The organism is Paraburkholderia sp. BR13444, assembly GCF_040948755.1.
GTDB classification, from domain to species: domain Bacteria; phylum Pseudomonadota; class Gammaproteobacteria; order Burkholderiales; family Burkholderiaceae; genus Paraburkholderia; species Paraburkholderia youngii.
Genome location: NZ_JBFPKM010000012.1, coordinates 74,949 through 88,646, shown reverse-complemented (window position 1 = coordinate 88,646; position 13,698 = coordinate 74,949). Strand labels below are relative to the sequence as shown.

Sequence of the window (13,698 nt, the reverse complement as noted above, 5' to 3'; positions counted from 1 at the left end):
AACATGAAACTCAACGAAGGCTTTCTGGACTCGATGAAAGAGGCGTTCGCCCTCTTTCGCCGCAATGACGCCGCGGCGGCCGCGGAGATCGTCAAACGCGCCATGCGTGGCGAGCCCACGGACGTGGCAACCGCGCATGCAGACCCGCATGAGAACACGACGACAACGCGCTTCGCCGACCGCCTGCAACCCCGGCATCGCGCCCATCAGACGCAAACCGAACCGGACGTGCAGGATTGCGGGCACTTCAGCATGCGGCTCTACGTCAACGCCGCGGGCCAGCGTAATTACAAGATCTACGTCCCCAGTCAATACCGCAGTGATCCCCTGCCCCTCATCGTCATGCTGCACGGTTGCACGCAGGACGCTGACGATTTCGCAGCCGGCACGCGGATGAACGCCCTTGCCGAAACGCACGGTTTTATCGTCGCTTATCCGACCCAGCCGCAACGCGCAAATACCTCGAAATGCTGGAACTGGTTCAGGCCTGCCGATCAGCTGCGCGACCACGGCGAGCCGTCGCTGATCGCGGGCATCACGCGCGAAGTCATGGCAAATTACAACGTCGATCCGAAACGCGTCTTCGTTGCTGGTCTTTCGGCCGGCGGCGCGATGGCGGCGATCGTCGCGCAAGCCTATCCCGATCTGTACGCAGCTGCGGGCGTTCATTCGGGCCTACCCGTCGGATGCGCGCACGACTTGCCGTCCGCGCTCGCGGCGATGCGCGGCGGCAAAGCCCGGTCCAAAGCGCGGAAACCTGGCGGAGCGGACATTCACGACACGCAGGCGTCTCAATGCCCGCTCATCGTTTTTCACGGCGACGCGGATGCGACCGTGCATCCTGCCAACGCCAACGGATTGGTACACGGATTCTCCTCAAGTGATCCGATAGCCGCTCGCCCGTCGGGCGCCAATGGGCAGGCGCGCAAGCATACGGTCCGGCACATGACGTCACGAGCCGGGGTACATGCCGAACTATGGATCATCCACGGCGCGCCTCATGCGTGGGCCGGAGGCTCTTCAAGCGGGAGCTATACCGATCCATCCGGCCCCGACGCCAGTGCGGAGATGGTGCGATTTTTTCTCGAGCATCCTCGTCGTCAGTGAGCGTCCAGCGCGCCGCGCTGCTGTCTCCGGCGCAAGGAGGGCGCGCAACGGAGGCGCCGGTTGCCATGCTCCTTTCCCGAACGCGCCTGCCAACCAATCTTGCGATCATTGCCGTCGAACTGGCAATCGGTCTGGCGCTCCTTGTCGGTTGAGCGAAAGGGCTTATTCGCGGTGTTGAAGGCGTGTTGCGGGTGCTCGGTGTGTCTGCCCTCCTGTTGTCACCCATCATCATGCGAAGAAGGCACAAACGGAGCAGTCACTTCGTGCGACGAACGAGCGGTTGTGTTGACCTCGGGCTCGAAATTGTTGTTGAACACCACATGCGTTCGTTCCGTTCCTCAATTTTTTGAATCCGCGCCGCTAGCTCGTAAAGCTCATCATCGTTGTAGTCGTAGTTAATCTGCGATGAGGCCGCCGCGTCTTTGATATTCCATACTTCCTGATTCCGACCATGCAGCTGGATCGCCGCGAAGCCGATGCTTGATGTTTCCCGGATGGGGGTCCCACTTTGCCGACGTATTCGGTTCGTCCACAACCACGCTCACGAAACCGATCTCGGGCTCCATCGTCGCCTCCCGCGCTTTGTCGGAGATCCACGATTTGTGACGAAGCCGTCCAGATTCTTCTTGTCACTCGCCGGCAGTGCTGCCTGTATGTCCTTTGGCAGCTTTGTCCTATCGGTCTGATGACCGGTAAAAAGCCGGAAAGCATTAATGTTGAATGTGAACCGGTCAGGGTACCCTCCGCCAAGAGCAGAATTGGACGGGCTTGGGACCGCGTAGCAGCTTGAATCCCACCTCGACAAATGGAAACCGGTTGCGTTAATGGAGCGTCCGGTTAGAACCGACGTTCCAGGATTGCCGTGTTGCGGGAGCGATTTTTGCTACGCTGGATATCGCCGGGCACACCGTACGCGGAAAACATGCGTGCTTTGTCGATCACTAGTGTTAGCGAGTTTTTTGGCGGAAGGCGAAACCGCGCCCAGTTGGACAGTCGGAGTGATGCACTTGTGTAAGTTGCCCCGCCGAGGAGACGACAATGACAACGAAGGCTTTAGGCCGGCGGTTAGCGCCGGCGTTTGCACTAGCGATCGGCCTTGCCGGGTGTGGCGGCAGTGGCGATTCGGCCGGAACATCGGCACAGGAGAAGGCGGTAGCCGGCTCCGCGGGTCTAACCTTGGACAGTGCGTCGGCCCCTTCCGCAATCGTCAAGCTGCAGCGCTACAAGATTGATCCGGCGAAAGTCTTCGTCGCAGGTATCTCCTCAGGCGGTTTCGCGGCAGTGCAGATGCACGTTGCTCACTCGTCTACCTTCAAAGGAGCCGCTGTGTACGCTGGCGGGGTGTATTGGTGTGCAGGCGCCGGAGGAGCCGCTACAGCTTTGGCGAACTGTGGCGGCGAGACTCTTCCGACGAATCAGGCGTCGTATAACAGCACGCTGGTGCCATCCGAGGCGTACCTTGACGCGCAATCGTCCCTCGGGACCATCGACCCGGCGACGAATCTGCGTGGACAGCCGGTCTATCTGTGGTCCGGCACGCTGGACGAGGTCGTCAATCCACGTGAGATGGCCGACCTCGACTCGGAATACGCACATTACGGAGCGAACGTCCGTTTTGACAATACGTTTCCCGCCGAGCACGGCTGGGAATCGCCTGACGGCGAACTTGCGTGCGGCACTCTCGGGAGTCCCTACATGGTGCGCTGTTCGGCCAACGGCGAAGTCTACGATTCAGTCAAGACGTGGTTGACGATGTTCCTCGGCCCATTGAAACCGCGCGAAAACGGAGCGCTGAAGGGTACGCTGTCTACATTCGATCAAACGGAGTTCGGGGCGTCCGAAAACGTTTCGATGAGTTCGACAGGCAGCGTTTTTGTTCCCCAAGCCTGCGCGAAGGGTGAAACGTGTGGATTCGTGCTCGCTCTGCACGGCTGTCTGCAGGAGGCATCACTGATCGGCAACCGCTGGGTCACCGAGGCCGGCATCAACGAATGGGCCGACACGAACAAGCTTGTGGTCGTGTATCCCGACACGTTCGCGTCATCTGCGCCGGGGCCGACGAATCCGAACGCATGCTTCGACTGGTGGGGCTACTCCAATCAATACGACCCGAACTATGCGCTCAAGAGCGGCTTGCAGATGTCCGTGCTCTACGGGATGGTGCAACGCGTGACTGGCCGACCGTAGGGTCGTCCTGGTACGGGTCGACCCGGGCGCCGATGGCCGCCGACAACACTGCCAACGGAGCGGATTTCGGTTTATTTCAGTCCACCGTCAGCTGGACCGTGTTCACTGGTGAAAGTCTGGGTGGCCTAAAACCACGAGACCCGCGCACCACCACGCTCGCTGGCGATCAATTACACACGCCCTTCCTGGCCGAATCCGGGCCGACGGCGAATGCACCAAACCGACCCACTTCTGCCCTTCAACACAGCACGGCCGCAAGGGCCGTTGTCAAGGTGCAACGGTCATTGGGAATGGCCGCTGACGGGCGAAGTCCCACCGCAATGCGCCGTCGAAATGCGAGGGTCAACCAGCGACGTTTTCCAAGCGGTATTCGACGCGCATGAAGGTACGGGTCTACGATGGCTCTTCGCCCGGACCCGGGGAAGAGAGAGATTCAAGGAGTATCTCTAGCCTGGTTCGCTGCTGCAGAGTCAGCCCTCGTGTCGCGCCCACCTGCTGAACACGCCCGCGCCAGTAGGTCCGGCTGAACAGTGAATATGCGCCATCCGCTGACAGGATCCGTTCGAGATGAGCAATCGCGTCCTCGACTGTGCGGGGTGTATAAGGACTCTCCCGATTTGCGGGTCTTTTTTTGATTGTTGTTTTCATCCACTTCTCTCATGTGGTGGACCGATTGAATCCGGTCCGTACGCCAGGCTTCAGTTGAGCCGCTCTCTTGCAAACAACAGATGCGGGCGTGCCCCGCTGAACAGCGACCATGGGCCGCCCGGAACCGCGACGCGTTCCGCGCCGATGCCTGGACGTGACCCATCGCACGCGCACCGCACGGGAATGTTTAGCAAAGCTCTGCCGTGGCCACCCACGCCATCTTCTTGAACTGCCTGAGAACTTCGTTCAGCGACCCAGAGAACGTTTCCGCAAACGAGATCGTCAGGTCTTCGAAACCACTTTCGCTGCTGGTCACAATCCGGACGCGCTCGATCTCACGGGCGACCGACATCAGCACCAGCCAGACCGCGGCGACCCTCATGCCGCCGCGCCTCGTACGAACCGTGATCTGATGGCCTGTGGCCTTTTGTTGTCCGGTGATTTCCGGTGTCATTCTTCAGCCCTCTCGATGTATCTGATTTTTTATTGGCGCGGTCGACGCACTTACATTCGCCCGCGCGGTTGATGCCACCACTCATGATGATCCAGATGTCGTAGCAGTCTTGCCCTTCTGCGCTCACGGCGATAGTGATCAATCACCATGAGCATTGCGATGCTGAGGGCCGTGCCCCCAATGATCAGGCCCATCCAGGTCTCACTCATGACACGTTCCTCTCTCATGGAAGCACAGGGGTGTTGCGTGAATGGTTCACGCCGATTCGTCCGGTGTTGCGGCACGTACCGGCGCGGTATGTTGCGTCACTGCATGTGCTGGCCGCCGTTGATCGCGATATTGGAGCCGGTCACGAAGCCGGCATCTTCCGAGCACAGATAGAGCACGAGCGCCGCGACTTCGTCGGGCTTGCCGAGACGTCCCATCGGGATATGCGGCAGGACCTTCGTGTCGAGGATCTCCTGCGGAATCGCGGTGACCATCCTGGTGGCCAGGTAGCCCGGCGAAATCGTGTTTACCGTGACCCCTTTGCGCGCCACTTCCAGCGCCAGTGACTTGGTAAAGCCGTGCATGCCGGCCTTGGCCGCGGCGTAGTTGGTCTGGCCGACCGAGCCTTTCGAGCCGTTGACGGACGAGATATTGACGATGCGCCCCCAGCCTCGTGCGACCATCTCTTCGCATAGCGGCTTGGTCATGTTGAAGACCGAGTCGAGGTTGGTGCGAATGACCGCATCCCAATTCACCTTGTCCATCTTCCTGAGGGTCATGTCCTGGGTGATGCCTGCGTTATTGATCAGGATGTCGACCGGGCCGACTTCCGCCCGAATCTTGTCCGCGCAACGCTGGCATGAGTCGTAATCGGCCACGTCGACCGGGTAAGCGCGAAAGCTCCGACCCTGAGCTTCCATGTCAGCCAACCATTTGTCCGCACCTGTGTTGCTCGGCGAGTGCGTGACTACCACCGCATACCCTGCGTCGTGCAGTTTCGTACTGATCGCTTCTCCGAGTCCGCCCATGCCGCCCGTTACCACTACGGTTCGTTTCGTCATCCTTTCCATCCGTGATCGAAATGTTTGCGAGGATCGTGAATACCCAATGGCCGTCTCGCACAACCCGCCATTGCTTTGCCACATTTGGTGATGTTGTGCAATTTTTCGCGAGTCTCCCGGTTCCGGCCGAGCATCACTGGCCGCGCGAGATGCGTGACCGGAACATCAAAAGCGAAGCGATATGCCCGCAGCGACCAGTGTCTGAGACGCACCAAAGTCCGGAGCGCCCGTAGGGGTGACAACCCGTATCCCGGGCCAACTGGTTACTGCAGTACCGTTGTTCTTCATATAGCCCGCCCGTACGTACAGGCTTGTACGTTTTGAAAGGAGGTGGTCGTAGCCGAGTTCGATGGCGGGCGTGTTGTCGTGCGACCCGCGCACGTTGCGTTCAAGGCCAGCCACTTCGATAACGTCCGCCGGCGTTGCCTGGATCGTTGCGCCGATCTGGGCGATACTGACAGGATGTGCAGCCCCGACGGACGCTGCCGCTGAGCCATGCGACGCGTCCTTCGGTCTCGCGTACGTGTAGACTAGCTGAATGTTCACAACCCCGAAGCGGTATGTGAGTGCGCCGGTGAAATGCTCCATTGCGACCAGGTTTAACGAAGAAAAAGGCCCGACAGCGATCGTCTCCGTTCCAGGATGCTGGTATTGATAAGCGAAACCCGCATACAGCCCATGCCCTGTGTACGTTGCAGCCAGATCCAGGACGTTGCCCGTCGAGGCGGGCACGGGTTGCGTTACCGTCGCGGCGAAAGCGTACATCGCGTAAAGCCGCAGGCCATCCACGTCCGGCGACTGATAGAGCACGGCATTGCTCGTGCGCCCAGTTATGCTCTGTGTCGAGAGCGTATTCCTGTCTACGGCCAGCACCGCTGCTGAAAGCGGCGACAAGGTTTCGCTGAGACCAAAGGGATCGGCGCCATAAACGACGGTGAAGGTTGGCTGGTACTGTCGTCCGAACGTCAGCGAACCGTATTTGCGATCAAACAGCCCGACCCATGCCTGGCGATAGAACAACGTAGTCGTGTCAGCGAATAGCGACCCGTTGTTGAGGTTGTAGCCTGTTTCAACGTCGAACTTTGCCTCGAACCCGCCTCCCAGGTCCTCTTTCCCCGCTAGTCCGATCCGGGAACCTGCTGCACCGCCGCTTCTTTGCGAATACGAAGTTCTTCCGCCATTATTGAGGTATTGCACGAATGCATCCGCGATGCCGTACAGCGTGACGTTCGACTGCGCGGCCGCCCCTGCGGCCGCGAGCAGCAACGTACCTCCGCAGAGCGTCTTTGCAAAGAACTGCATGTCGGTCTCCCGTGTTATTTGGCCACGCATTTCGAGCGCGGTCAGCTTCGTCTTTGCCTAGATTGAAACCTCGCAATCTTTGTCCTTTGCCCCGTCTTCTCGATCGCGCCTGAAATGCGCACGCGAGCGGTCGAGATTGTGGAGTGGAGCAGCAGGATCTTGTTGGCGCGTGGCGAGTTCGAGGTCTGGACTTTCCGGTATCCGCTTCTTGATTTTCGAGATTGTGTGGACTTTCACCTGGTGAGCCCACGGTCCATCGATTGTCCGTTGATCCTGCGAAAGAACCGCGCCGAGATCGAGCGACAGGTTGGTGACAAGAAGGTCGTCACCGCGGAAGACCAGGCTATTCGACCAAAGGAGACCTATGGGCGCCCCCTCGCGATCGATTCCGCCGAAATCGCCGAGCTTTGCAATCACTCGCCCCTGCGTCGGCTCGAGCACGAGAATCTCGTTGGACTGGTTGCATGCAATCCAGATGTTGTCGTGCTCGTCAATGATCAGGCCGTCGGGGCCGCCGCCGACCCGATTGACGAATACCTCGGGCGTGCCAGGTTCAGGCGTCGAGCCAGTTACCGGTATTTTCACAATCGTGTCGTTCGATGTGTTGGCGACAAACAGCGCTGTCCGCTCCTTGTTGAACGCCAGACCATTCGCGCCAATGCGCGGCGCCGACCTTGTTGGACTGAGCAGTGGGCTTTTGACCCAGGCCAACCCTTCGCCGCCGCCTGGTCCAGTTTTCCAGATGATGCCCTGGTGGGAGTCGGTTACGTACACGTTGCCGGCGGCGTCGAACGTCATCCCGTCAAGGCCGGGGTTCTTGCCCGTGACCGTCATAAATACAGATGAGACACCCGTATTGGGATCGACGCTCAGGACCTTCCCGGACTGGTAATCGATTACGAGCAACTTGCCGGTCTGCGGATTGAAACCAACATCGAGCAATAGCCTGCTTGAGCCCTTGATTCGAACAGTCCGTGGGTGCTCGCCGTGCGGGTCGAACACAATGAGCGTTCCCTCACTCGTCTCAGGTTTGTTCGCCGCGACCGTTACGACGTAGACGTTGCCGTCATGGTCCAGGGCGATCCCCTCAGGATGCGCCTCGCCGGGGGGCAACGTGGCAAATGTCTCGACCTTGCCGCGTTCCCAGGCCTTCGTGACGAGCGGCGTCGTCAACAACGCCAGCAGTATCAGTATCGTTTTCGCTATGTCCGCTTTCATCTTGCAGTCTCCAAAGTGGGGAGTTGTAATGCGTCGGATCATTCGATCCTGCCGCCACATTGACGCGCATCGTCAGCGGTTGTAGAGGCCGGTCAGCCTGGCCATGGCGAGCGTGTTCTGGTGGATCAGGAAGCGGACCACCGCGTTGGGCACGTTGGCCGGCAGTTCCAGCTTGGGCACACGCAGCGCATGCACGGTGAAGATATAGCGGTGCGCCGGCAAGCCCTTGGGTGGGCAGGGACCGCCGTAGCCGATGGTGCCGTAGTCGTTGGTCGCCTGAGTGCCGCTGGAGCCCAGGTCAGTGGCGTCGGTTGAGCCAGCACCGGCGGCAAGCTGGGTGATGGACGAATCGATATCGAACAGTATCCAGTGCCAGAAGCCGCTGCCAGTGGGTGCATCCGGGTCGTACAGCGTCAGCGCGAAGCTCCTGGTGCCTTCCGGCGCGCCGTGCCATTGCAGGGCGGGCGAACGGTTCTGGCCGGTCCCGTCGAAGCCATCGAACTCATGCACCAGTTGGAGCCGTTCCAGATCCTTGAATTCAGGCGATATTACTGTGAAGTTCATCACGCCATTTCCTTTGATCAACTGTGGTTTTCAATTAGGATAGTTAATCGTTTATCTCATCACGCGACAGGTTCGGCCGCGGACGATTAACAATCCTGTCTATCCCAATGTTTCGGTCATGCGGACAGGTCAGCGATAACGCGGGCATAGGCGTCGCCCATTTCTGTCGCTGTCGGATTGCAGCGCAGCGTCAGTACGACTTCGGCAGCCCGAGCGCCTGTTCGGCCACGTAGCACAGCGCGAGCTCCTGCGTCACCGGTGCGAGCAGCGACAGCACGCTTTCGCGCAAGCCGCGCTCGACGTGATACTCCTTCGCGTAGCCATAGCCGCCGTGCGTGCGCACCGCGCGCAACGACGTCTCGAAACTGGTCTCCGCGGCCAGGTACTTGGCGGCCGTGGCCTCGACACCGCAGGGCTTGCCGGCGTCATAGAGCGCCGCCGCCTTCCACATCATCAGTTCGGCCGATTGAAGGCGCATCCAGCATTCCGCCAGGGGATGCTGGATCGCCTGGTTCTTGCCGATCGGGCGGCCGAACACGACGCGTTCCCTGGCGTAGTCCGTGGCCCGCGCCAAGGCTGTCTCAGCGGCGCCAAGCGCGGCAGCCGCAACGAGGATGCGCTCCGGGTTCAACCCGTGCAGGAGGTACCTGAAGCCCTGGCCTTCCTCGCCAATGCGATCTTCGACAGGAATTTCCAGCCCGTCGATAAACAGTTCGTTCGAGTCCACCGCCTTGCGCGCCATCTTCTCGATCTCGCTGATACGCACATGCGAACGGTCGATGCCGGTGTAGAACAGCGTCACCCCGTCCATCGGCCGGGCGCATGCCTCGATCGGCGTCGTGCGGGCCACGAGCAGTATCTTGTTCGCTTGCTGGGCGGTCGAGGTCCAGACTTTCTGGCCGTGGACGATGTAGCGGTCGCCCGCGCGGCGGGCGGAGGTTCTGACGCGTGTGGTGTCGGAACCGACGTTGGGTTCGGTCACGCCGAAGCAGGCGCGATCCGAACCGTCGATTAGCGGCGGCAACATGCGCCGCTTTTGCGCCTCGCTGCCGAACACGACCACCGGCTGCGGGCCGAACAGGTTCAGGTGTACTGACGACACCGCCGCCGAACCGAGCTTGCCGACCGTGCGCATCACCATCGCGGCCGCCGAGATGCCGAGGCCGGCGCCGCCATGTTCCCTGGGCATGGTTACGCCAAACCACCCGCCGCGGGCAACGGCATCGCAGAACTCGCTGGGCCAGCGTCCATCGCGGTCGCGCTGGAGCCAATAATCAGCGCCGAAGTCGGCGCAAAGCGCCTCGACGGCGTGGCGAATCGCAAGCTGGTCGTCGGAAAAATCGAAGTTCACGCGGGGAGCTCCTGCAACATGGCTGTGGGGACGTCGACCGGCATATCGAGCAGCATCTGCGCCATGCCCTTGCCGAGCGGGTCGTTACGCATCGATGCCATGCCGCCGCCGCCCAATGCCCGCTCGCATACGAGGTTGATGGCATGGATGCCGGGCAGCTCGTAACGTTGGACCGGCCCCTGCACCAGATGGCCGAGGTATGTCGCGACCCGTTCTGACGTCACCTGATCTCTTAGCACCGGCAGCAGGGCCGGATGCCGCGCGATCAGACCAATGTTGGAAGTGTCGCCTTTGTCGCCGCTGCGTCCGAGCGCGATTCTCAACAGCGGCACGGTCTGGCGTGCGCCGGCAGGCAGCGCACCCTCAGTGGGCACCAGCGGTTCCAGCGCGCCCTGCGGCTGCGGTGGCGGCAGCGTCACGGTGAATGTCGTCTCGCCGAGCGTGACGGTCGGCGTCACCTGCTCCTTCGGCATGAGCCAGGCGAACTGCCGCAGCACCGGCGACACCGGGGGACGCCCACCAGCACCGGTCGTGCCGGGTGACCAGGATGTGCCTGGTGCGGCCAACTCGCGGCTGAACATCTCCAGTGCACGCCGGTCGGCATGCGTCACCGTCAGGCGCAACACGACTTCGCGCGTCGGCAACGGGCGCGCATGGGGCCCGTAGGCCGACTCCGTGCCGAGCAGCTCGATACGGGTGCCTAGAAAATCCGTGAGTCCGCACTCACGCAGCAGCCGGCGGCCGCGCTCGAGCAGCGCCTCGCCTGTGCGCTTCGCCTTCGCTGCGGCGTCGATTCCGACGATGGTAAGCTGTCCGGACACCTTGAAGCCCGCCGGCGCAGTGGCGCTGACCTTGTAAGTGCCGGTCGGCGGCCGGCCGCGCGCGCCGGTCACGAGCACGCGATGCGGCCCGGTCTGTTCCATGCGCACCTGTCGAAAGTCGCAGGTCACGTCCGGAAGCAGATAACTGGCCGGATCGCCTATCTCGTACAGCAGTTGCTCCCCGACGGTTGCGGGCGTGACGAGGCCGCCGGTGTCCGCGGGCTTGGTGACTACAAAGCTGCCATCTTCGTGGCACTCGACGATCGGATAGCCGATGTTCGCCCAGTCCGGCACGCTGGCCCAGTCGGTGTGCAGGCCGCCCGTCGCCTGGCAGCCGCATTCGATGATGTGGCCGGCCAGACTTCCGGCGGCGAGCCGGTCGAAGTCGTCGGCCGCCCAGTCGAATTCATGCATCAGCACGCCCAGGGTGACGGCGCTATCGACGCAGCGCCCGGTGATCACGATGTCGGCGCCCGCAGCCAGGGCCTGCGCGACGGGCAGTGCCCCCAGATAGGCATTGGCCGACACCAGCCGCTCCGGCATCGGTTCGCCGCTGGACATTTCGACGGTGCCGGCCGCTCGCATCGCGGCGGCGAGCGGAAGCACGTCGTCGCCTTCGACGATCGCGACGCGCACCGGTACGCCGAGTTCGTCGGCCAGAGCCTGCACCGCTTTCGCGCAGCCCTTCGGGTTCACGCCGCCGGCGTTGCTGACGATGCGAATGCGCTGCTCGACGGCCTGCTTCAGCACCGAGCGCAGCGCCACCGTGACAAAGTCGATGGCGTAGCCTTCCGTCGGCCGCTTCGCCCGCGCACCCGCGAGAATCGACATGGTGAGCTCGGCGAGATAGTCGAACACCAGGTAATCGATGCCTCCGGAGCGCACCAGTTGCACCGGCCCGAGGCTGCTGTCGCCCCAGAAGCCCGAGGCGCCGCCGATGCGCACGACCTTGCCCGGCGTGGAGAATGTCATTTGCCCGTCCATTGCGGTCTCCTTTTTTCCTTGAATGCAGCCACGCCCTCGCGCGCATCCCGGGTCAGTGCCAGCAGGCCGAGCTGCCCTTCGCCGAACGCGATGGCCTCGTCGAAGGACATCGAACGCATCGCCTTCATCGCATACATGCCGCGCCGCAGCGCGGTGGGCGAGTTGGCGAGCAGCCGCGACAGCAGGCGATCGAGCGCGGCATCGAGGTCGTCGGCCACCTCATTCACCAGACCGATCTCGCGTGCCCGCGCCGCGTCGATGGGCTCGCCCGTCAGACACAGCTGCGCCAGGCAGCGTTGCGGCAGCTGAGCCTGCAGCACGGCGAGCACCTGCATCGGAAACACGCCCACCTTCGCCTCCGGCAGGCCGAATGTGGCATGCCGGGCGGTGATCGCGAGATCGCACATGGCAAGCAGGCCCATGCCACCGGCCATGCAGGCGCCGTTCACGCGCGCGACGAGTGGCACGTTCAGCGTGCGGGCCGTGCGCAGCAGGTTGGCATAGGCGCTGGTCGGCATGGCATAGTCGAACGCAAAGGCATCCCCGCCCAGGTCGGCGCCGGCACAGAACGCCTCGTCGCCCGCGCCGCTGAGCACCACAGCGCGAATCGTTTCGTCCGATCTGGCGCAATCGAGCGCATCCTGCAAGGTGCCGATCACTTCCGCGTTGAGCGCATTGCGGCGCTCCGGGCGGTCGATGGTGAGCATTAGCCGCCCATCCTGCCGGCTGGCGTGTACGAGTTCGCTCATGCTTCGACTCCCGTTGACTCGCTACACGCCGCCACTTGCGTCACGCCCGCCTGCACCATTTCGCGGATCTGCTGGGGCGAGTAGCCGGCTTCGGCCAGCACTTGCGCGCTGTGCTCGCCAAGCAAAGGCGGCGGGCGCAGCGGCGGCAGGGGCGTTTGCGGCCATTCACTGGGCACTGCCATGGTTCGCAGCACGCCCTCGGTCGGATGTTCGAGTTGCTGAAAGAACCCGATGTCTTGCAGGTGCGGATCGTCGAGCAGCGACTCGAAGGTGTGTGCCGACAATACCGGGATGCCGAGCGGCTCCAGCAGCTCGCGCCATTGCTGCGTGGTCTTCGTTTTCAGCTCGTCAGAGAGGATCTGGTACAGCGCCTCGACATGCTGCGTGCGCGTTTCTCCATCGGCAAAGCGCGGGTCGCTCTCAAACCGCTCGGCCTCGCCGATCACGCGCATGAAGGCTTTCCACTGCTCGTCGGTGTAGACGACGAGGCACACGAGGCCGTCCTGCGTGGCGTACGGCCTGCGCTGCGGGTTGAGCAGCCGCGGATAGCCGAAGCCGCCGCGCGGCGGGACGAACGTGTGGCCGTACAGATGATCGCCCAGCATCATCTGCGCGGTCGTTTCGAACATCGGCACGTCGACCGCCTGGCCGCGGCCGGTGCGTTCGCGCGCGAGCAGCGCCGCGCAGATCACACCGAAGGCGTACAGCCCCGTCGCCCGGTCCGAGAGATTGAGCGGGGCATAGCGCGGCACGTCCGAACCGGCCCGTACGCTCGCTTCGGGGATGGCGACTGCCGCCTGGATGAGGTCGTCGAAGGCGCGCATATCCGCATAGCGGCCGCGCTGGCTGAAACCGAACGTGCCAGCATAAATCAGGCGCGGGTTCACCTGCCGCAGCACGTCGTAGTCGAGCCCGAGGCGCTTCATCGCCTGCGGCCGCACGTTGTAGACCAGCGCGTCGGCCGTTTGCGCCAGCATCAGCAGTGCCTCCTTGCCTTCGGGACGCTTCAGATCCAGCACGATGCTGCGCTTGTTGCGGTTCAGGTTGAGGAACAGCGGGCCAGCGCCGGTGCGCCCGCCAGGACCGGTGGCGCGCAGCATGTCGCCGCCGGGTGGCTCGACCTTGATCACATCGGCGCCAAGGTCGGCCAGCATCTGTGTGGCCGAAGGTCCCATGACGACTTCGGTGATATCGACAATGCGCAAGCCCGCGAGCGGTCCGCCCTGGTCGTAGTCGTTTTTCATCTGGCCTGTGCTCCTCTTTT

12 protein-coding genes are annotated in these 13,698 nt (G+C 62.4%); 2 read left to right on the top strand and 10 right to left on the bottom strand.

What is annotated here, in order from left to right; all coding sequences use genetic code 11:
- Positions 1-3: 3 nt before the first annotated feature.
- Positions 4-1,107, top strand: a complete 1,104-nt coding sequence (locus tag AB3X95_RS28525) for a PHB depolymerase family esterase (RefSeq protein ID WP_368623168.1) — start codon at positions 4-6, stop codon at positions 1,105-1,107.
- Between the two features lie 395 nt (positions 1,108-1,502).
- Here the strand turns inward: AB3X95_RS28525 and AB3X95_RS28520 are convergent, their stop codons facing one another.
- A complete protein-coding gene (locus AB3X95_RS28520) occupies positions 1,503-1,673 on the bottom strand; it encodes a hypothetical protein (RefSeq protein WP_368623167.1) in 171 nt (56 codons plus the stop codon).
- Between the two features lie 472 nt (positions 1,674-2,145).
- Between AB3X95_RS28520 and AB3X95_RS28515 the strand changes: the two genes are divergently transcribed.
- Entirely contained in the window at positions 2,146-3,294 is a 1,149-nt protein-coding gene (locus tag AB3X95_RS28515) for a prolyl oligopeptidase family serine peptidase (protein ID WP_368623166.1), read from the top strand.
- Positions 3,295-4,129: 835 nt separating this feature from the next.
- Here AB3X95_RS28515 and AB3X95_RS28510 read toward each other — a convergent pair.
- The 9 genes from AB3X95_RS28510 to AB3X95_RS28470 all read right to left on the bottom strand — a co-directional run bounded on the left by AB3X95_RS28510 (position 4,130) and on the right by AB3X95_RS28470 (position 13,678).
- Complete coding sequence (locus AB3X95_RS28510; RefSeq protein ID WP_184228862.1) at positions 4,130-4,396, bottom strand: hypothetical protein; 267 nt, start codon at positions 4,394-4,396, stop codon at positions 4,130-4,132.
- Between the two features lie 305 nt (positions 4,397-4,701).
- Entirely contained in the window at positions 4,702-5,445 is a 744-nt protein-coding gene (gene phbB / locus AB3X95_RS28505; RefSeq protein ID WP_176126756.1) for an acetoacetyl-CoA reductase, read from the bottom strand.
- A 165-nt stretch (positions 5,446-5,610) separates the two neighbouring features.
- Complete coding sequence (locus AB3X95_RS28500; RefSeq protein ID WP_368623165.1) at positions 5,611-6,747, bottom strand: porin; 1,137 nt, start codon at positions 6,745-6,747, stop codon at positions 5,611-5,613.
- Positions 6,748-6,804: 57 nt separating this feature from the next.
- Entirely contained in the window at positions 6,805-7,965 is a 1,161-nt protein-coding gene (locus AB3X95_RS28495) for an SMP-30/gluconolactonase/LRE family protein (RefSeq protein ID WP_368623164.1), read from the bottom strand.
- A 72-nt stretch (positions 7,966-8,037) separates the two neighbouring features.
- The gene (locus AB3X95_RS28490) at positions 8,038-8,529 is read right to left on the bottom strand and encodes a YbhB/YbcL family Raf kinase inhibitor-like protein (RefSeq protein ID WP_368623163.1); all 492 of its coding nucleotides are present in this window, start codon (positions 8,527-8,529) and stop codon (positions 8,038-8,040) included.
- A gap of 190 nt (positions 8,530-8,719) precedes the next feature.
- On the bottom strand, positions 8,720-9,880 hold the full coding sequence (locus AB3X95_RS28485) for an acyl-CoA dehydrogenase family protein (protein ID WP_368623162.1): 1,161 nt from the start codon (positions 9,878-9,880) through the stop codon (positions 8,720-8,722).
- Positions 9,877-11,685, bottom strand: a complete 1,809-nt coding sequence (locus AB3X95_RS28480; protein WP_368623161.1) for an acyclic terpene utilization AtuA family protein — start codon at positions 11,683-11,685, stop codon at positions 9,877-9,879. The genes AB3X95_RS28485 and AB3X95_RS28480 overlap by 4 nt, the downstream gene beginning before the upstream one ends.
- Positions 11,670-12,434 (bottom strand): enoyl-CoA hydratase-related protein, encoded by a 765-nt coding sequence (locus AB3X95_RS28475; protein ID WP_368623160.1) that lies wholly within the window; start codon positions 12,432-12,434, stop codon positions 11,670-11,672. Before AB3X95_RS28475 ends, AB3X95_RS28480 begins: the two co-directional genes overlap by 16 nt.
- Positions 12,431-13,678 carry a CaiB/BaiF CoA transferase family protein gene (locus AB3X95_RS28470; protein ID WP_368623159.1) on the bottom strand — a complete coding sequence of 416 codons (1,248 nt, stop codon included), beginning with the start codon at positions 13,676-13,678 and terminating at the stop codon, positions 12,431-12,433. The genes AB3X95_RS28475 and AB3X95_RS28470 overlap by 4 nt, the downstream gene beginning before the upstream one ends.
- Positions 13,679-13,698 lie beyond the last annotated feature (20 nt).

Coding starts and splice junctions, on each gene's coding strand:
- AB3X95_RS28525 (WP_368623168.1), top strand. CDS start 4: ATGAAACTCAACGAAGGCTTTCTGGACTCGATGAAAGAGGCGTTCGCC.
- AB3X95_RS28520 (WP_368623167.1), bottom strand. CDS start 1,673: ATGGAGCCCGAGATCGGTTTCGTGAGCGTGGTTGTGGACGAACCGAAT.
- AB3X95_RS28515 (WP_368623166.1), top strand. CDS start 2,146: ATGACAACGAAGGCTTTAGGCCGGCGGTTAGCGCCGGCGTTTGCACTA.
- AB3X95_RS28510 (WP_184228862.1), bottom strand. CDS start 4,396: ATGACACCGGAAATCACCGGACAACAAAAGGCCACAGGCCATCAGATC.
- phbB (WP_176126756.1), bottom strand. CDS start 5,445: ATGACGAAACGAACCGTAGTGGTAACGGGCGGCATGGGCGGACTCGGA.
- AB3X95_RS28500 (WP_368623165.1), bottom strand. CDS start 6,747: ATGCAGTTCTTTGCAAAGACGCTCTGCGGAGGTACGTTGCTGCTCGCG.
- AB3X95_RS28495 (WP_368623164.1), bottom strand. CDS start 7,965: ATGAAAGCGGACATAGCGAAAACGATACTGATACTGCTGGCGTTGTTG.
- AB3X95_RS28490 (WP_368623163.1), bottom strand. CDS start 8,529: ATGAACTTCACAGTAATATCGCCTGAATTCAAGGATCTGGAACGGCTC.
- AB3X95_RS28480 (WP_368623161.1), bottom strand. CDS start 11,685: ATGGACGGGCAAATGACATTCTCCACGCCGGGCAAGGTCGTGCGCATC.
- AB3X95_RS28475 (WP_368623160.1), bottom strand. CDS start 12,434: ATGAGCGAACTCGTACACGCCAGCCGGCAGGATGGGCGGCTAATGCTC.
- AB3X95_RS28470 (WP_368623159.1), bottom strand. CDS start 13,678: ATGAAAAACGACTACGACCAGGGCGGACCGCTCGCGGGCTTGCGCATT.